Annotated in this window: 15 protein-coding genes; all 15 read left to right on the top strand. The window is 50.7% G+C overall.

Annotated features, from left to right (window positions below; translation table 11 throughout):
• Positions 1–119: 119 nt before the first annotated feature.
• The 15 genes from pflA to AC4G46_RS22280 all read left to right on the top strand — a co-directional run bounded on the left by pflA (position 120) and on the right by AC4G46_RS22280 (position 18,515).
• A complete protein-coding gene (gene pflA, locus AC4G46_RS22350; protein ID WP_068728570.1) occupies positions 120–860 on the top strand; it encodes a pyruvate formate-lyase-activating protein in 741 nt (246 codons plus the stop codon).
• A 172-nt stretch (positions 861–1,032) separates the two neighbouring features.
• The gene (locus AC4G46_RS22345; RefSeq protein ID WP_491124633.1) at positions 1,033–1,518 is read left to right on the top strand and encodes an HIT family protein; all 486 of its coding nucleotides are present in this window, start codon (positions 1,033–1,035) and stop codon (positions 1,516–1,518) included.
• Between the two features lie 209 nt (positions 1,519–1,727).
• Entirely contained in the window at positions 1,728–3,137 is a 1,410-nt protein-coding gene (locus AC4G46_RS22340) for a type 2 periplasmic-binding domain-containing protein (protein WP_491124632.1), read from the top strand.
• A gap of 85 nt (positions 3,138–3,222) precedes the next feature.
• Complete coding sequence (locus tag AC4G46_RS22335) at positions 3,223–4,107, top strand: carbohydrate ABC transporter permease (protein ID WP_491124631.1); 885 nt, start codon at positions 3,223–3,225, stop codon at positions 4,105–4,107.
• Positions 4,107–4,937 (top strand): carbohydrate ABC transporter permease, encoded by an 831-nt coding sequence (locus AC4G46_RS22330; protein WP_221798339.1) that lies wholly within the window; start codon positions 4,107–4,109, stop codon positions 4,935–4,937. Before AC4G46_RS22335 ends, AC4G46_RS22330 begins: the two co-directional genes overlap by 1 nt.
• 26 nt (positions 4,938–4,963) lie before the next feature.
• Positions 4,964–6,820: a cache domain-containing sensor histidine kinase gene (locus AC4G46_RS22325; RefSeq protein WP_491124630.1), complete on the top strand. Its 1,857-nt coding sequence runs from the start codon at positions 4,964–4,966 to the stop codon at positions 6,818–6,820.
• Entirely contained in the window at positions 6,798–7,589 is a 792-nt protein-coding gene (locus tag AC4G46_RS22320; protein WP_491124629.1) for a response regulator transcription factor, read from the top strand. The genes AC4G46_RS22325 and AC4G46_RS22320 overlap by 23 nt, the downstream gene beginning before the upstream one ends.
• A gap of 301 nt (positions 7,590–7,890) precedes the next feature.
• Positions 7,891–10,137 (top strand): stalk domain-containing protein, encoded by a 2,247-nt coding sequence (locus tag AC4G46_RS22315; protein ID WP_491124628.1) that lies wholly within the window; start codon positions 7,891–7,893, stop codon positions 10,135–10,137.
• Between the two features lie 217 nt (positions 10,138–10,354).
• A complete protein-coding gene (locus AC4G46_RS22310; protein WP_491124627.1) occupies positions 10,355–10,816 on the top strand; it encodes a Fur family transcriptional regulator in 462 nt (153 codons plus the stop codon).
• A gap of 1 nt (position 10,817) precedes the next feature.
• The gene (gene yidD / locus AC4G46_RS22305; protein WP_491124626.1) at positions 10,818–11,081 is read left to right on the top strand and encodes a membrane protein insertion efficiency factor YidD; all 264 of its coding nucleotides are present in this window, start codon (positions 10,818–10,820) and stop codon (positions 11,079–11,081) included.
• A gap of 380 nt (positions 11,082–11,461) precedes the next feature.
• On the top strand, positions 11,462–13,486 hold the full coding sequence (metG, locus tag AC4G46_RS22300; protein ID WP_491124625.1) for a methionine--tRNA ligase: 2,025 nt from the start codon (positions 11,462–11,464) through the stop codon (positions 13,484–13,486).
• Positions 13,487–14,236: 750 nt separating this feature from the next.
• A complete protein-coding gene (locus AC4G46_RS22295; protein ID WP_491124624.1) occupies positions 14,237–15,283 on the top strand; it encodes a metal ABC transporter solute-binding protein, Zn/Mn family in 1,047 nt (348 codons plus the stop codon).
• Positions 15,284–15,328: 45 nt separating this feature from the next.
• Positions 15,329–16,078, top strand: coding sequence for a metal ABC transporter ATP-binding protein (locus AC4G46_RS22290; protein WP_491124623.1), 750 nt, complete (start codon positions 15,329–15,331; stop codon positions 16,076–16,078).
• Positions 16,079–16,950: 872 nt separating this feature from the next.
• Positions 16,951–17,754, top strand: a complete 804-nt coding sequence (locus AC4G46_RS22285) for a metal ABC transporter permease (RefSeq protein ID WP_068728581.1) — start codon at positions 16,951–16,953, stop codon at positions 17,752–17,754.
• Positions 17,755–17,801: 47 nt separating this feature from the next.
• Positions 17,802–18,515 (top strand): cytochrome c biogenesis CcdA family protein, encoded by a 714-nt coding sequence (locus AC4G46_RS22280; protein WP_491124622.1) that lies wholly within the window; start codon positions 17,802–17,804, stop codon positions 18,513–18,515.
• Positions 18,516–18,527 lie beyond the last annotated feature (12 nt).

The raw sequence follows: 18,527 nt of genomic DNA, 5'->3' as shown, positions 1-18,527 counted from the left end.
TTTGTTCTTGGACATCAGGAACTGATATAAACCACAGAGCTGCCGCCCTTGAAAGAGGGCGGTAAACTCTTGCCTGAAAATCATTAAAATTTTAAGTTTTTTTGAAAGGATGACCTCATATGGTTAAAGGACATATCCACTCTTTAGAGACCTTTGGAACGGTGGATGGCCCGGGAATCCGCTTCGTGCTTTTTATGCAGGGCTGTCTGCTTAAATGCCAGTATTGCCACAACCCGGACACCTGGGGGCTGAACGAAGGCAAGGAAATGACACTCGAAGAAGTACTTGCGGAAATCGAGCCGTACTTAAATTATTATAAGACTTCCGGCGGCGGGCTAACCGTTTCCGGCGGTGAGCCTACCCTGCAGGCGCATTTCGTGAAGCAGCTGTTTACAGAAGTAAAGAAGCGCTGGAATCTGCACACCACTCTTGATTCCAACGGTTATAATGACGGCTCCAAGATCAGCGATCTGCTGGATGTTACCGATCTTGTCCTGCTGGACCTGAAGCACATCGATGATGAAGCTCATATTAAGCTGACCGGTAAATCCAATGACCGTACATTGAAGCTGGCCCGCTGGTTGTCTGATCATAACCGTAAAATGTGGATCCGCCACGTATATGTTCCCGGCATTCATAATAAGGAAGAAGATTTGCTTAACCTTGGACGTTTTATCGGAACCCTGAACGGGGTTGAAAAGTTCGAAATCCTGCCTTATCATCAGATGGGGATTTATAAATGGCAAGAGCTGGGGCGTCCTTACGAGCTTGAAGGGGTGCCTTCACCAAGCGATGAGGAAGTACAGCGTGCGTACCGGCTGATTGAAGAGGGACGCAAAGAAACTGCTCTGGTAAAGTAATGGAAACAGATATATGAAGCCGTTCCTGTTAGCGATAGCTGCGGAGCGGCTTTTTTGCTGGGCTTCAGAAGAGGAAACAAAGCTCATGTTGCGCTGCGAAAACTCATGTTATAGTAACCATTGAACAAGGGTACACAGCATATTTGATCACTCACGGACAGGAGAGATAATAATGATAAATGTTATACATGAGCCGCAGCATTACCAATGTCCTTTCTGCCTGCTTGTACAAGGGATCGAAAACAAGCATGTTCTTTCCAGACAGTCGGATATCTTTTACCATGACGAGCTGGTCACCGCGTTTATTGCCTCACACTGGTGGCCGGGTAATCCCGGACATGTGCTTATTATCCCTAATGCGCATATTGAGAATATCTACAGTCTGACAGGGGAGCTCTCCGACCGTATACATAGGCTGGAAATTGAAGTGGCTAAGGCGCTAAAGGAAACGTATGGATGTGACGGCGTCTCTTCACGGCAGCACAACGAGCCGTCAGGCGGCCAGGATGTGTGGCATTACCATCTGCATGTATTTCCGCGCTATGACCAGGACCAGCTGTACACATCAAGAGCCAGGATAACCACTGTTGAAGAACGGATGTCATATTCAAGCAGGCTGAGGGAGTATTTCACAGAAATAGAGAAACGTGATGTATAAGTTTTATGACGGGAATATGATTATTGAATTTGTGTAGTCAGTTTATGTGTTATGTAATATCACTCTATATGTAACTTAAAAGTGATGTATTCGCTTACATTAGAGGTTTTTATCCCTATTGTAGATGAATGTTAACCTTACGATTACAAAGGACGTTTTTTATAATAAAAGGTGTAAGGGAAATCATTAAATAGGGAGGGTCACCCGTAATGAGAAAGAGTATAACGATGCTGTTGTCCCTGATGTTTGTCACTTCTGCGCTGTTGACTGCGTGCGGCGGAAACAACAATAACAATGCAGGTAACAACGGAGAAGCCGCAGCAACGAATAGCGGAACAGCCGCAACGAACGCCCCGGCAACAGAAGAGCCTGCGAATACAGAGCCTTTTGAAATGACCATCCGCCACACCCAGGTAGGTGCCGACAAGCAAAAGCGTCTGGCCATTCTGGAGGATGTAGTCGGCAAGGTGCAGGAGGAAGTGCCCGGCCTGACCTTTAAGCTCGACGGGGTGGATTCGGATGTGAACCGTAAAGAGAAGCTGCGCGGTGAAATGGCCGCCGGCAATCCGCCGGAGATTTTTGACCTGTTCGGCAGCCCGGATTCCAAGATTTATGCAAAGGAAGGCAAGCTGCTGGATCTGACCCCGATTCTGGAGGAGCTGGGCATCAAGGACAAATTCTCCAATCTTGATCCGTTTACTTATGAAGGCAAAATCTACGGACTGCCGATTGGCGGCTCTGGTGAAGGTTTCTTCTATAACAAGGAATATTATGCAAGCAAGGGCTGGAAGGCTCCGGCCACCTTCGCCGAGCTGGAGCAGCAGCTGGCTGACATCAAAGCCGATGGCAAAGTGCCGCTGGCCGGCGCTTCCAAAGCAGGCTGGGTACCGCTGATGCTGGCTAACCACCTGTGGTCCCGCTATGCCGGACCGGATGTTACAGCAAAGTTCGCGACCGGTGAGGCAAAGTGGAGTGATCCGAATGTTGTCAAAGGCTTTGCCAAATACAAGGAGTGGGTCGATAACGGCTACTTCAAAAAAGGCGAGCTCGGATTCGAATATGCTGAATATACCACTCAATTTACCAGCGGTGAAGCGATCTTGATGTATGACGGAACATGGAAATCCTCCGTATTCAAAGCCGGCCAGTCCGGTGAAGGCCTGATCGGAAAGGTCGGTTTCTTCAACATTCCGGCGGTCGACGGCGGAGTGGGTGATCAGACAGCGCTGATGCGTGATGTGAACAACGGCTACGGCTTCTCTGCTTCCGCAGGGGAAGATGAACGCCAGCTGGCTGCCGTGAAATCCTTCATTAAAAATATGTACAACGAAGAAATGCAGCTCCGCGGTCTGGTAGAGGATGGTGTCCTGCCGGCGATGAAGCTTGACCAGGCAGTGCTGGATGCGAATATTACCGATGACCTGATGAAAGAAATCGTGGCGGTGCTCAATAACTCCGCATCCTCCTTCCCGGCATTTGACTCGCTGGTTCAGGCGGATGTGACCACCGAGATCAGCAACATCCAGATTCAGAAGCTGATCGGCGGCCAGACCACTCCTGAAAAGATGGGCGAAGAGCTGCAGAAGGTTCAGGAAGAAGCGAACGCGGCTGTGGAGTAGCCAACCATTGAAATGTACCCTGGTGGCTGCTCCAGGGTACATTTTTTTAAAATTGGCGCCCAGATCTCAAGCATCGGAGGTAGTTATGAATAAAGCGCTCAGAAATCCACTCGTCTTTATCCTGTTCGTTCTTCCTGCACTTGCCTTGTTCCTGATCTTCTTCATCTATCCCATATTCAGCTCCATCTATTACAGCCTGACCAGCTGGAACGGTGTATCCGACACGGTTAAAATGACCGGCCTGTCGAATTATGAAAAAGCACTCGGTGATGACCGTTTCTGGGTATCGGTGAAGAATAACGGCTGGTTCATTCTGTTCTCCGTCTTTATCCAGGTTCCGCTGATTGTCCTGTTCTCCCTGCTGATTGCCAACGTCAAGAAACTTAAGGGCTTATACAAAACAGCAGTGTTCATGCCTTCAATTATGTCTACAGCAGTCATCGGTATCCTCTGGGGCTTTATCTACGAGCCGAATATCGGCCTGTTCAACAAGCTGCTGGGCCTGGTTGGTATAGAACCGGTTTACTGGCTGTCCGATGAACGGTTTGCCATGCTGTCCATTCTGATCACAAATGCGTGGCAGTGGACCGGATTCTACATTGTAATGGTGCTGGCGGCGATTCTGGCTATTCCGGGAGAACTTGAGGAGGCTGCAGCTATTGACGGGGCTACGGGCTTCCAGCGGGCTACACGCATCACCCTGCCGCTGATTGTGCCGATCATTTCAGTAGTGATTATGCTCTCCATTGCCGGAGCCATGAAGGCGGCGGATATCGTCATCGTTATGACCAAAGGCGGTCCGGCCGGTTCGACCGAGGTGATGGCGACCTATATGATCAAATATGCAATTACGAACTTTAAGTACGGGTACGGCAATACCATTGCGGTCCTGATCTTCGTATTTACGCTTATCGTGACAGTGGTGTACCAGCTGCTGTTTAACCGGCGTAGTGAAAGGATTGAATACTGATGCCGCGTGCTCTCAGAAAAAGTCTGCCTCATGCCGCGCTGCTCGGCTACCTGCTGGTTGTGCTGTTCCCGTTCCTGTTTGTGCTGTTCTCCTCTGTAAAAAAGGACAATAACTCGATAGCCCTGAATCCCTTCGGCATTCCGAAGGAGTTCGTATTTAATAACTACGTGGAAGCCTGGGTCAATGCGAAGATCAGCACGTACTTTTTTAACAGCTTATATATCTCGGTCTTTGCCTCGGTGGTGTCGATTATCCTGGCCGGTATGTTCGCCTTCGCGGTTACCCGGATGCGCCACGGCCGCTGGAATATACTGCTGTACTCGTTCGTACTTGTAGGAATGCTGATTCCGAATAACGCGCTGATGCTGCCGATCTATACGATTGTACGCAAGCTGCATATTCTGAACACACACTGGGCGCTCATTATTCCGTATATTGCCAATGCAATACCGTTTACGATCATTATTCTCGCTGCCTTCATGCGTTCACTTCCCAGTGAAATTGAGGAAGCGGCGGTAATGGATGGGTTGAAGGCCCCGGGTATCTTTGCTAAGATTATTGTACCTCTGACGGTTCCCGCCATGGTTACAGTATTCATCGTCAATTTCCTGGGAAATTGGAATGAGTTTTTGCTGGCCAACTATTTTCTTTCCAATGATGAGCTGCGCACGCTTCCGGTGGGAATGGTCCAATTCCGTGATCAGTATCAGATGAACTATGCGCAGATGTCCGCCGGTATCGTCTACAGCGTGCTGCCGGTGGTTATCATTTATGCCATTTTGCAGGAGAAAATAATTGAAGGTGTAACGGCAGGCAGCGTAAAGGGCTAACCTAAATACAGTCAGGAGCGCAGCTTATGAATTTGCGCTATAAATTATTTACTGCTTTTTTGGGCCTGATCATTATTCCGCTATTTACCCTTGGCATGATTATGTTCTTCGTCACGTATAACTCCATTGAGAAGAAGTACAGCCAGCAGTCTGAGTATTCGCTCAAAGCGATCAGCTATAGCATCTCCAATGTGTTCAAGGATATGAACAATGTAACGGATAACGGGATAGCCACCTCGGTGTTTCACATGGCGCTTAGTGCGGATGATCCCTCCAAACAGGATTTGACTGATGCCGAGCAGCTCAGCCTGAACGCCAGCCAGCGTAATTTCCGGAGTCTGCTCTATAATCATCCGTCGATCAGCTACGCGTTTTTGTATAATTTTAACGGAAAAGGCAGCTCGGAAATTGTCTCGGTATTCACCAAGGAAAACTTCCGGACGCTTCCGTACGAAAAATTCAAGGGAAGTGAGCTGTACCAGGAAGTAATGGAGCTTAACGGTGTGCCCAAGTGGCTGGCGCCGCATGAGTATCCTGAGCTGACCGGAACAGAGCCGGTATTTACACAGATCCGTCTGATTAAGGAGCTTAGCTTTTTTCAGAATATCGGTATTCTGGTGGTGCAGATCAAGAACTGGGAGTTCGAATCCATCTTCCGCAATTTGAAAATCGGGGACAGCAGCCAGAAGGTTTCTTTTATGCTGGTGAATGATAACGGGATGATCCTGCTTGATCCGGACCACAGTCTGGACGGGCAGGATTTGAGCTCTTTTACTGCTAAAAAAATCACGTATAAGCCGGGCTTTCAGAGCTTCAGAACAGAGTTTGCCGGCGAAAAAAGCATTCTGTCCGTCTATCATCTCAAGGACTATCCCTGGAGCCTGGTTTCGGTCACCTCCTGGGACTCTCTGTCCCGCGAGGTTACGGTGTTCGCCCGCTGGTTCGTCGCCGTGATTTTTCTGTGCCTGCTGGCAGCAGTCATCTTCAACCTGTTTTTTATGAACCGGATTACAGGCGGCATCGCCGTTATTGTCCGCTTCATGCGCCGGGTGGAGGATGGCGACCTCACGACCCGGGTAGAAGAAAAGGGCAACGACGAAATGACCCTACTGGCCAGAGGCATTAACGACCTGATGAACAAAATCAATACGCTGTTCAACCGGATTCAGGTTGAGCAGCGCCGCAAAAACCAGGCGGAAATGCGGGTGCTGCAGGCGCAGATCAAGCCGCATTTTCTGTTTAATACACTGGAGTCGATCAATGTGCTTGCTGTCCAGAATGAAGGGCGGAAGGTCAGTGAGATGGTCTACAGGCTGGCCGGTATTCTGCGGATCAGCATCCAGGACAGGGATGAGATTACGCTGCAGGAGGAAATTACCCATCTGCGCAACTATCTGGACATCCAGAAGTTCCGGTTCGAGGATGTATTCGATTATGAAATCGACATTCCTGATGAGCTGCTGGGCTGCGGTATTCTGAAGCTGACGCTGCAGCCGCTGGTCGAGAACAGCATTCAGCACGGGTTCGAGGGGATCGGATACCACGGCCTGGTAAAGGTGAAGGGCTGGGAGGAGCGGGGCAATCTGATTCTGCGGATCGAGGATAACGGAATTGGTATGACACCGGCCCAGCTGTCCATGTTCCAGTACATGGTTCAGGATCCGGCTGAGGCGGATGCTTCATCCCGGACAGGAGATGGCATGCGCCACCAGGAAAGGCGGGGGCTGGGCGTCCGCAGCGTGGCTGACCGTATCCGTATTGAGTACGGCAACCGTTACGGCATCTTTATCTGTGCCAGTCCCGGAACCGGAACGGTTATCCAGTGCGTCATTCCCAAATATGAGCAGGGGGAAGATCATTATGCTAAAGGTTCTGCTGGTTGACGATGAAGCCCCTATTCTGAACAATCTCAACAAAGTGCTGCCGTGGCAGGAGATGGGGATGGAGGTTGCAGGAATGGCGCGCAGCGGGATGGAGGCGCTAAGGATTGCCGAGGAGGAGGCGCCTGACCTGGTGCTCTGTGACATCCGCATGCCGGTTATGGATGGTCTTACCTTTGTCGGCAAGCTGCGGGAAATGGGCCTGGAGAGCGAGGTACTGCTGCTAAGCGGGTATCAGGAGTTCGATTATGCCCGGGAAGCAATCCGGCTCGGAGTCAAGGAGTATATCTGCAAGCCGATTCATTACGAGGAGCTTGGCAACAAGGTGCGCAATATCGGCGTGCAAATCCGCAGCAGACAGTACAAGGATAAGCTGTACAATAGCGTTCCGTTATTTCAGGAGCTGCCTGCTGAAGAGGATACGTCCCGGAAAACACCTGAGCAGCTGATGAATCAGGCGGCAAAATACATTTCGGAGCGGCTTCACTATGATCTCGGAATTGAAGAAGTGGCTGGCAGAATCGGCATCAGCAGCAGTTACTTCTGCCTTCTGTTCAAGAACCGGTTCTCGGTGACCTTTGTCGAATATGTAACCCAGCAGCGGATTGAAGCAGCCAAGGTCATGCTTGCCGGCACCGATAAAAGCATAACGGCGATCAGCGCAGGTGTGGGATACCAGGAGCGGCGTTATTTTACAAAGGTCTTTCAGAAGCAGACGGGGATGACCCCGAAAGAGTACCGTGACCGCAGCCGAAATCCCGAAGAATATTAACCGGCTGGAATTTCCGGAATATATGCGGCAGTAACGGGTAACCAATATAAAGTCTAATACTAAGCTTATTACATGGACGATTGACCTGGAGGATGTAGGGGGATCGTCTTTGTTTTTTTCTTTACTTAAAATGAAACTTTTTCAGGTCCGGCGCGTCTAATACTATGTTTTGTAAAAAGAGCGTGGCAATATACAGCTTCACGGCAGCTGTTAAAGCGTTTTGATTTTACGGGATTATAAGCAGCAGACAGAAAACACACCTGCCTTATAGACTAAAAATGGGAGCTGAAGGAGTCATACCATGAATTTCAAAAAACTAACGTTAGTCGCTGCATTGGCTGTAACTCAGGCCGCAGCTGCGGTTCCGGCTTATGCCGTACCGGTAAGTACCGCCGGAGTAACCGGCACTATAGTAAGTACAGCGCAGGCTGTCCAGCCTAGTGAGACTGTTGTGCAGCCGGAGGCCACTGATCCGCTGCCAAGTGAGGTTCCTGCCGGAACGGTCACCCCAACAGCTACTCCGAATCCGGGTGTTACCGCTGAGCCTGCAGCATCGGCAGATCCATCGGCCACTGCTACACCGGCTCCCACAGAAACTACGGCTCCTGCTGCTACAGACGGAACGGTTGTTCAGCCGCAGAATACGGTAAACGCTGTATATGGAACCTCTGCTAACCAGCTTATCCTGCATATGAACAGCAGACAAATGTACAAAAACGGAGTATCTTATCTGGCTAACCAGCCGATGGCTGTCAAGAACGGGGTATCCTACGTATCAATCCGCGCGATGGTTGAAATGGTAGGCGTAAGCTACACCTATGAAGCTAAAACAAAGGAAGTTGTTGTTACTAAAGGAAGCAGTGTAATGCGCTTCAAGACAGACAGCAAAATCTATACTGTAAACGGTACAAAAGTGACAATGAAAGGGCCTGCTTACCAGTTCAAAGGCACTTTCATGGTTCCGCTGACCTCCATTACAGCCGCCCTCAATCTGCCTTATACAGTGGATAATATTGGGAAGCGGGTTATTCTGACGCTGAACACCAAGCCGACAGCAACCTTCAGCGTACAGTCGACTGAAATTTTTGCCGGCCAGACTTATATTAACTACACCACTTCCAGCTCTTCTCCGAACGGTACGCCGATTGTAGAGGAACGCTGGAGTGACAATAAACAGGATATCTACGATCAACCAGGCTATTATACGGTTACTTATTCCGTACGTGATGCGAACGATCAGTGGAGTGACCCTTATTCTGTAACGATTAAGGTGCTGCAGCCGAACCAGCCGCCGGTCGCCAATTTCACTACCAACAAAGAAGAATACAAGATGGGTGAACCAATCACCCTGACCGATCTCAGCTATGATCCGGAGTACGAAGAGCTTACAGCTGAATGGACGAACCGCGCGCTCGCATTCTTCAATCCGGGCCCGGTGTCGATCCAGCTGAAAGTTACCGATAAGCACGGATTGAGCAGCACTTTTGAGAAGACCATTAATATTACCAGCGAGCAGCTGTACACCCAGGATGAGGTAGCGAAGCTGTTCACGGTGCCAGGAGACGTTATCTCCATGGACGGCGGAATGATTCCCGGCCTGCCTAACCTGACGTATAATCTGTCTTCAGAAAATTACAAGCTTATCCGCAGTAACAGTCCGGAAACGGTGAATCAGGAGGGCGTGCTGTACCGCGAAACCTCGGTCGGCAATACCCGCTTCCTTGTTCATCACTTGAACAACATGTCTACGAGACAGAAGCTGTATGTGATTGCAACCAACAACAACCTGTATCCGACGACTATTACAACGCAGTATTCCGGGATTGCCGGTCCGGTTACTTCTCCCGAATATACAGGTAAAATTTCGATCCAGAAGTATTATAATTCAATGCTTACTAATGAAAAATACGGCACCATCACCCTGCAGCCTGGTGAGAGCAGAGCTATTCTGACCGATATTAACAAAATAGCGATGAAGCCGGGTGAGGTATTGTCGCTTAGCGCCGATCTGTTCAGTGATCTGACGGTACAATACAACGTGGTTATGGTTGAAGAGAGCAAGGACCCGATAGCCCTTCTGCCTATACTGCCGGTTCTGGACCGTGACGGTGTGCACAACCGCGGAACCTATCCGGATTCCACCCGGATTATCACTGTGAGTGATGTGGTCGGAACGACACAGTCGAAGCTGATTTTGGGCGATAACCGAAATGACCTGAATCTGATCGGCATTGATCCGATGACCGGAACGGAAGCTTCGAATGCCGGAAACTTCGGGGTGCTGTACAAAATAAGATTTGAACATGTAGCTCCGAATACGCTGATTACGTTTAATCCGCGCGGAGGCAACTATCTTGGCTCGCTCATGGTGAATAATACCATCGTTAATCTGCCGAATAAAGGCAGCTTATCCAGCTCTGATATGAATGCCGTTGTATACCGTTCCGCGGGCTATGAAAGTTCGGTAGAAATTGTATTCTCGGTGGCTTCAGGAAGCAATCTGCCGGTGAACTTTGTGTTTACTCCGCTGCCTGCGCTGAAGCAATAGATATTGAAGATTTAGTTACGATAAAACCGGCTAAAGCCCTGTTAACAGGTGCTTTAGCCGGTTTTGCTGTATCCGTCCGCCGCAGATGCTTCTGATTCAGGCAAAACTCCGGGAAGAAAGGAAGCCCGGCTGCCCTGCTTGATTGACGGAGCAATGGTTTTGGGGCATTATAAAGAGAGTGCAACAGCAAATGAATTATGTTATGGGAGATGAGCGAATGCTGTCGACAGAACAAATACTGGAAGCCATGTCGGGGCAGGGGCTGCGAATCACCGATCAGCGCAAGACGCTTGCCAAGTTATTCGGCGAGAATACGGGATATTTGTCGGCGAAGGATGTCTATGATCATATGGGCCGCAAGTACAGCGGGTTAAGCTTCGATACGGTCTACCGCAACCTGCGGGTCATGGAGGAGCTGGGTGTGCTTGAACAGGTGGTATTTGAAGACGGCGTCAAATTCAAAGCCAGCTGCAACCAGGACCACCACCATCATCATATGATCTGCCTTCAATGCATGAAGACTTACCCGATTCATTTCTGCCCGATGAATCTAACGGATACTCCGGACCAGTTCCGGGTAGTCAAGCATAAATTTGAGGTGTTCGGTTACTGCAAAGACTGTGAGAGCGGCAAGGAAGCAGAATCTGCACTTGCAGCCCACGGCAAAGAAGGCCGCTGATATGCCGGACCTGCGCAGAACGGTCCAGGCGCCGATCAGGGTATACCGCAAGTTCATATCTCCGCTGAAGCCTGCGACCTGCCGGTTCTATCCGACCTGCTCGGCGTACGCGCTGGAGGCGATAGAAGTGCACGGCCCGGTGAAGGGCTCCTGGCTGGCCACCAGGCGGATTGCCAGATGCCACCCCTTCCATCCGGGAGGGCTTGATCCGGTCCCGCCGCGTAAGGAACAGCCGCCTGATGAAGGGGCTGTCCGGCCGACTTGACAGGATGGCTGATTTTTGGGTATATTTTGGAGAATAATATGCATTCCGAGGAACGGATAAGTAAATCGGGTTGGCCATTACAGAGAGCCGGGTGTGCTGGGAACCGGTATGGTGCACCGATTGAAAATGGTCCGGGAGGAACTGTGCCCGAGCAGTAGGCTGCGGATATAAGCGGCCTGTCGTAAGGACGCAGCGTGATCCAGCGTTAATGGACAGTTCTTGATTAAGGACTGGCGAAGCCTGCGCTCTGTGAGGAGCCGGGGAACTTTGGGTGGTATCGCGTGAGTATACTCTCGCCCCATATTGGGGCGGGAGTTTTTTGTGTGGACCTAAGCTGCATGATCATGAAATGTGCCAATACGAAAGGATGAACAGGATCAATGAGTGAGAACAAAACTTTTTATCTGACAACCCCAATCTACTATCCGAGTGACAAGCTGCATATCGGGCATGCCTATTCGACGGTAGCCGGTGATGCAATGGCCCGCTACAAGCGGCTGCGCGGCTATGAAGTGCGCTATCTGACCGGTACGGATGAGCATGGCCAGAAGATTGAGGAAAAGGCTGCCAAGGCCGGCAAAACGCCTCAGGAATTCGTTGACGGAATCGTTGTCGGAATCAAGGAGCTGTGGCGCAAGCTGGACATCTCCAATGATGATTTTATCCGCACTACCGAGGAACGCCATAAAACAGTGGTTGCCGATATTTTTGACCGGCTGCTGCAGCAGGGCGACATCTACAAAGGTGAATACGAAGGCTGGTACTGTATCTCCGACGAAACCTTCTATACGGAAACGCAGCTTGTGGACATCGAACGTGATGCGGACGGTAACATTACCGGCGGCAAAAGCCCGGACAGCGGACATCCGGTTGAGCTGGTAAAAGAAGAAAGCTACTTCTTCCGGATGAGCAAATACGCCGACCGCCTGCTTAAGTTCTACGAAGAGAATCCGGAGTTCATTCTGCCGGAATCACGCAAGAACGAAATGATCAACAACTTCATCAAGCCGGGTCTGGAGGACCTTGCTGTTTCCCGGACAACCTTTGACTGGGGCGTTAAGGTAAAAGGCGATGCCAAGCACGTAGTCTATGTATGGATCGATGCGCTCACCAACTATATTACGGCGCTCGGTTACGGCTCTGCAAACCGCAGCCTGTATGACAAGTTCTGGCCGGCGGATGTACACATTGTCGGCAAGGAAATCGTCCGGTTCCACACGATCTACTGGCCGATCATCCTGATGGCGCTGGGCGAACCGCTGCCGAAGAAGGTGTTTGCGCACGGCTGGCTGCTGATGAAGGACGGCAAAATGTCCAAATCGAAGGGCAACGTAGTCGATCCGGTGACCCTGATCGACCGTTACGGCCTGGATGCACTGCGTTACTACCTGCTGCGTGAGGTTCCATTCGGCTCTGACGGTACGTTTACGCCGGAAAGCTTTGTTGACCGGATCAACTATGATCTTGCCAATGACCTCGGCAACCTGCTGAACCGTACCGGCGCGATGGTGGAGAAATACTTCGGCGGCGAGCTGCCGGCTTACGCTGGCAAGGTTACGGCCTTTGACGGCGAGCTGGAAGCTGCTGTAGAGAGCACCTATGCCAAGGTAGAAGAAGCGATGGAAAAGATGGAATTCTCCGTTGCTCTTACCGCCATCGGCGCGCTGATCAGCCGCACGAATAAATATATCGACGAAACCCAGCCATGGGTACTGGCCAAGGATGAGAGCAGAAACGGCGAGCTTGCTTCCGTTATGAGGCATCTGGTGGAAGGATTGCGGACCGCTTCGATTCTGCTGCAGCCGTTCCTGACCGGTGCTCCAGCCAAGATCTGGGAGCAGCTGGGCATTCAGCCGGGTGAGCTGACCACCTGGGACAGCGGCCGGACCTTCGGCCTGATCCCGGCCGGCACGAAGCTCGCCAAGGGCGACCCGATCTTCCCACGGCTGGACGTAGCCGTGGAAGTGGCCTACATCGCCGAAGCGATGGGCGCAGGCAAGCCGGCTGTTGAAGCGGCGCCAGCTGCAGCTGAGGCTGCTGGCAGTGCTCCGGCGGCTGCAGAGCCGGAGGAAGAGCACAAGGAAGAAATCGGCATCGATGATTTCGCCAAGGCCGAGCTGCGCGTAGCCCAGGTTATCGCGGCTGAGCCGGTGAAGAAGGCCGACAAGCTGCTGAAGCTGCAGCTGGATCTGGGCTATGAGCAGCGCCAGGTGGTGTCGGGCATCGCCAAGTTCTACACGCCTGAAGAGCTGGTAGGGCGCAAGGTGATCTGCATCGTGAACCTGAAGCCGGTCAAGCTGCGCGGCGAGATGTCCCAGGGCATGATTCTGGCAGCCTCCAAAGGCGACCAGCTGACCATCGCCACTGTGCCAGACAGCATGCCGAACGGAGCAATTGTGAAGTAAGCAGGTCTCAGTTACAGACAGTTGCATAACATGGCTGTTAATATCGCGTAAGCCGGAGTTAACAGTACGTATAGAAGAACGCCGTATGCCGGAAACCGGGAGAGCTCTGTTGATCAGACAGGGTGACACCCGCCGGCTGCAGGCGTTCTTTTTTATGCAAAGCGTTGATGTGTGTATGAGTGGGGAATAGGCAGCTTATTAGGCTAGTGCGATGCGTAAAGGAGCCTGGGGGCTGACCAACCCGGTGAGAGGTAAGAGTTATTGTTTTAGTAATGTAATTGGCGGATGGACTGAGAACCTTTTCCTCTATCTGTGGAGGATAGTGACTGGTACGGCTAACGGACTGAGGAGGCGTTAATTCTCCTGTAATACGGATATTCCCCGGCTAACGGACCGAAGTGCGCTTATTGCACCTCAAATCGCTGTTTTTTTGAACAAATCGTTTATTTAAGGGCGCTGGAGTCCGTTAGGAATGATGTGGGGCTATTTTTGCGGAAATAAGAGCGCTGGAGTCCGTTAGAGTGGAATGGACGGAATGAATGGGGGATGATTGTGATGATTGGGATGGAGAGATGGATGAGATGGTTGAACAGCGACACTTTTAGGGATTACGCGCATTGTTATCTTTCAGGGGCAAGTGAGTTAGAGCAGATTCATATGTGGGGGAGAGAGTTCAGTGTTGACTTATCGTAACGATTACTATTATAATTCTCATAGTAAAATTTACGATTTAAGGGGTCGATAGAGAATATGTCTTTCAAAGGATTGAACCGGAAAATGCTGCTTATGCCTGCGCTGCTAGCATTGCTGGTACTTACAGCATGCGGAGCCAAGAGCAGCGGAAGTATTGTCGAAGGAAAAGTAAATGTTATTACTACTTTCTATCCTATATATGAGTTTACGAGTGAAATCGGCGGGGATGATATCAATGTGATCAACCTGCTGCCTGTCGGGGTAGAGCCGCATGACTGGACTCCGCGCAGCCAGGATATTATCAACACTTCCAAAGCACAGCTGTTCCTGTACAATGGTGCAGGTCTCGAAGGCTGGGTGCCGAATTTCCTGAAGAGCCTCGATAGCGGCAGTGAAGTGAAGGCCGTTGCAGTGAGCGAAGGTGTGGACTATATTATGACTGACGAAGATGACGGGCATAATCATGGCGGAGAAGCCCACGCCGAAGATGAGCATGCAGACGAAGAACATGCAGATGGTGAGCATGCGGATGAAGCACATGCTGATGAAGAGCATTCTGATGAAGCTGCGGGAGACAGTCTGCATACTGACCCGCATACCTGGGTAAGCCCGAAATCGGCGCTGATTATGGCTGAGAACATTAAGGATAGTCTGGTTGCGGCGGACCCTGATCACCAGGCAGGCTATGAAGAGCGCTATAGCAAGCTTGTTGAGCGCCTGCAGGCCCTCGACAGTAAATTCGAGACGGAGCTTGCAAAGCTGCCGAATAAAGAAATTGTCGTATCCCATCAGGCATTTGCCTATCTGGCCCGTGATTACGGTCTGAGCCAGCATGCGATTATGGGCTTGTCGCCAGATGCCGAGCCGCGCGGCCAGGATCTGGTGAATCTGGCGGCACTGGTTAAGGAAGAGGGCATCAAATATATTTTCTTCGAAGAGCTGGTCTCCGATAAGTTGGCCAAAACTCTTGCGGCTGAAGCCGGAGTAGAGACCATGGTGCTTAATCCGGTGGAAGGTCTTACCGAAGCGCAGGAGAAGAACGGCGACAATTATTTCACTTTGATGGAGAAAAATTTGCAAAATCTGATTCAAGCCTTACAATAAAAAAAGAAAGCATAAATGAAAGTTAAGTGAAAGGCGGTACACATCATGCAACCGGTATCCCTGGACTGCCATCAGCATATGATCGAAATAGAGGATTTGTCCTTCTCTTACGGAGAGCAGAAGGTCATTTCCGGTCTGAGCTACACCGTGAAGGAGCGGGATTTCCTTGGTATTATCGGTTCCAACGGCGCGGGCAAAACCACTTTGATGAAAATGATCGTCGGCCTGCTGCCGCCAACCAGCGGAGAGATCAAGCTGTTCGGCCAGTCCGTACGCAAATTCAAGGATTGGGAACGGATCGGCTATGTTCCGCAAAAGAATGCCTTTAACCCGCTGTTCCCGGCCACGGTACGTGAAGTTGTGCTGTCCGGACTGTACAACAACAAGAATCTGATCCGCCGCGTATCCAAAGCGCAGCACCGGCAATGCGACGACGCGCTGGAAGTTATGCGGATTCAGGATATCGCGGACAAAAGAGTCGGCCAGCTCTCGGGCGGCCAGCAGCAGCGCGTCTTCCTGGCGCGTGCGCTGATCAACCATCCGGATCTGCTGATTCTGGACGAACCTACGGTCGGAATTGATGCGGAGACGCAGGCGGGATTTTTTGAGCTTATTTTCCATATGCATGCCCATCATCACATGACCTTCCTGATGGTGTCACATGACATCGACATGATCAAGAGCTACCTGGGCAATGAGCCGGTACAAAGCAACGGTAAAATCAACTTCTACTGCCGCCACTCCCATGATGCCCAGAATTGTGCAGCAGAGGACCTTCAGCATACGCTGGCCTAAAAGAGAACTGTTGTCTAGCGCAGTAAAGATTGCTGGGTGAAGGGATGCGGATTACGAAATATGCTTCTGCTCCCTCAGCACATTGCTCCGCTAGTCCGCCCGGATAGGCATGTCAGCCGGGAAAAACTAGTAAAGTAACAGTGTTAAACACGCTATAAGTAGGCTAAAATAGTAAAACAAATGTGCTGTGTGCTGTCAGCGTTGTAAGTGACGTGCCTGGAGAGTAACCGTATTTCGTCGCAAAAGTAAGCTAGACGCATAAGTAACTATGCTCTGTTCCGGATAAAGGCGAGTGTTTAAACAGACTGTGCCGAAATAACTGCATTCTTTGCAACTAAAACCTGCGAATTAGCTCAGTTGCAGGTTTTAACTGCACTCTGTACACTTATTTTTGCCGAAAATGGCCTAAACCGCCTTTATTCACTCTAAATAGTTGCACAAACTACACTTATTCTTTCATAAGCCGCATTATTGCCGGATTTAGTTGCGCAAACTACACTTAAGTCTGATTCGTGCTTGGTGTGAGGCAGGTAGGGGTAGACGGTCGCTTGTAGTTGCGGCTAAATAGTTGTAAGTCAAAGGATTTGGTCGCATTGAGATATGAGCAAACGTACATCATTTCAGCCGACCTTGTTGTGAGATCACTTTAATTCCAGCCTAACCATACAACTAATCGGCCAAACTGTAGCTACATAACAAACGTCTCTTAACGTTCTTCTAAGTAACCATACGCTCTACCTTGTCCCTAAGCTTTACCTTGTCCCTAAGTACCGTTACCGTAAAGCGTGTCCCTGCAAGGGAGGAACTGGGGGGGCGAAACGCTTTTTCAAAAGGATTGGTTTGTTTCTAATTATTTATGAGGAGATATCATCTTGGAAATTTTATTCAGTGACTTTTTTCAGCGGGCGCTTGCGGGCGGGCTGATGATTGGGATTACGGCGCCGCTGATCGGCGTTTTTCTTGTGTTACGGCGTTTGTCCATGATCGGGGATACGCTGGCGCATGTTACGATTGCCGGGGTGGCGCTTGGTTTTCTGACCGGCTTTTATCCGCTTGGAGCGGGGCTGATCTTTGCCGTGGTGGCTTCGTTCGCGATTGAGAAGCTGCGCAAAGCCTACAAGAGTTATGCCGAGCTCTCCATCGCGATCATTATGTCGGGCGGGGTGGCGCTGGCGTCCCTGTTCTTTACACTGGGCAAAGGGTATAATGCGGATGTAATGAGTTATTTGTTCGGAAGTATTTATACACTCGACAATACGGATCTGATCGTCGTCGGAATTGTGACTATAGCGGTGGTTGTAGTGGTAGCACTGTTCTTCAAGGAGTTTTTCCTGCTCAGCTTTGAAGAGGATGCGGCGAGCGTCAGCGGGCTGCCGGTCAAACTGCTCAATATGCTGATTACCGTTCTTACGGCGCTTGTAATCAGTACAGCGATCAAAATTGTCGGCTCCCTGCTCGTATCTGCGCTGCTGACTATCCCGGTGGCCATTAGTCTGCTGCTGTCGCGCAGCTTTAAGTCTTCGGTTGTCCTGTCTGTAATCATTGCAGAAATTGCCGTTGTCGGCGGCCTGGTTATAGCCGGTGTCTGGAACCTTGCTCCGGGAGCAACGATTGTTCTGCTGCTAATTGCCCTGCTTGCCCTGACTTTGATCGGCAAAAAAGGGCTGCCTGCCTAGTTCATTAATAGCGAAGTGACCCCTAATCCGGAAGGAGAGCTGCCGCTTTGTCCAATCTGAATGCAGGAATCGCTTTTGCCGCTGGTGTGGCGTCCTTTATATCGCCCTGCTGTCTGCCGCTCTACCCCTCGTACCTGTCGTATATTACAGGCTTGTCGGTTCAGCAGCTTAAAAACGGCAGCAACAGCAAAGAGGTCCGTTTCCGGACCCTCTCGCATACGCTGGCTTTTATTTTGGGATTTTCGGCTGTTTTCTATACGCTCGGCTTTGGTGCCGGGCTGTTCGGGCAGTTTTTTAACGGCCAGCGGGACCTGATCCGCCAGCTGTCGGCCATTCTGATCATCGTGATGGGGCTGTTCCTACTGGGCGTCTTCCAGCCGCAGTTTCTGCTGCGTGAACGCAAACTGAATCTGAAGTGGAAGCCGGCAGGGTATGCCGGATCTTTTATCTTCGGCATCGGCTTCTCCGCAGGCTGGTCCCCGTGCATCGGTCCGATTCTTACGGCGATCATCGCGCTGTCTGCCAGTGACCCGGGCACCTGGTTTACCATGATCACCGCCTACAGCATCGGTTTTGCGCTCCCGTTCTTTGCACTGGCCTTCTTCCTGGGCGGGGCAAGGCGCATTCTAAAGTATTCAAATGCACTGATGAAGGCCGGGGGGGCGCTGATGATCCTGATGGGCTTCCTGTTGTTTACCGACCAGATGTTCAGGATTACAATCTGGCTGCAGGGAGTCACACCGGACTGGCTGAAGTTTTGATAGCACTTGGCA

It is taken from the genome of Paenibacillus sp. fava2 (assembly GCF_058313675.1).
This window is presented reverse-complemented; position numbering and strand designations above follow the sequence as displayed.

Bases quoted from the DNA above. Each gene is read 5' to 3' on its own strand.
- pflA (WP_068728570.1), top strand. From the start codon at position 120: ATGGTTAAAGGACATATCCACTCTTTAGAGACCTTTGGAACGGTGGAT.
- AC4G46_RS22345 (WP_491124633.1), top strand. From the start codon at position 1,033: ATGATAAATGTTATACATGAGCCGCAGCATTACCAATGTCCTTTCTGC.
- AC4G46_RS22340 (WP_491124632.1), top strand. From the start codon at position 1,728: ATGAGAAAGAGTATAACGATGCTGTTGTCCCTGATGTTTGTCACTTCT.
- AC4G46_RS22335 (WP_491124631.1), top strand. From the start codon at position 3,223: ATGAATAAAGCGCTCAGAAATCCACTCGTCTTTATCCTGTTCGTTCTT.
- AC4G46_RS22330 (WP_221798339.1), top strand. From the start codon at position 4,107: ATGCCGCGTGCTCTCAGAAAAAGTCTGCCTCATGCCGCGCTGCTCGGC.
- AC4G46_RS22325 (WP_491124630.1), top strand. From the start codon at position 4,964: ATGAATTTGCGCTATAAATTATTTACTGCTTTTTTGGGCCTGATCATT.
- AC4G46_RS22320 (WP_491124629.1), top strand. From the start codon at position 6,798: ATGCTAAAGGTTCTGCTGGTTGACGATGAAGCCCCTATTCTGAACAAT.
- AC4G46_RS22315 (WP_491124628.1), top strand. From the start codon at position 7,891: ATGAATTTCAAAAAACTAACGTTAGTCGCTGCATTGGCTGTAACTCAG.
- AC4G46_RS22310 (WP_491124627.1), top strand. From the start codon at position 10,355: ATGCTGTCGACAGAACAAATACTGGAAGCCATGTCGGGGCAGGGGCTG.
- yidD (WP_491124626.1), top strand. From the start codon at position 10,818: ATGCCGGACCTGCGCAGAACGGTCCAGGCGCCGATCAGGGTATACCGC.
- metG (WP_491124625.1), top strand. From the start codon at position 11,462: ATGAGTGAGAACAAAACTTTTTATCTGACAACCCCAATCTACTATCCG.
- AC4G46_RS22295 (WP_491124624.1), top strand. From the start codon at position 14,237: ATGTCTTTCAAAGGATTGAACCGGAAAATGCTGCTTATGCCTGCGCTG.
- AC4G46_RS22290 (WP_491124623.1), top strand. From the start codon at position 15,329: ATGCAACCGGTATCCCTGGACTGCCATCAGCATATGATCGAAATAGAG.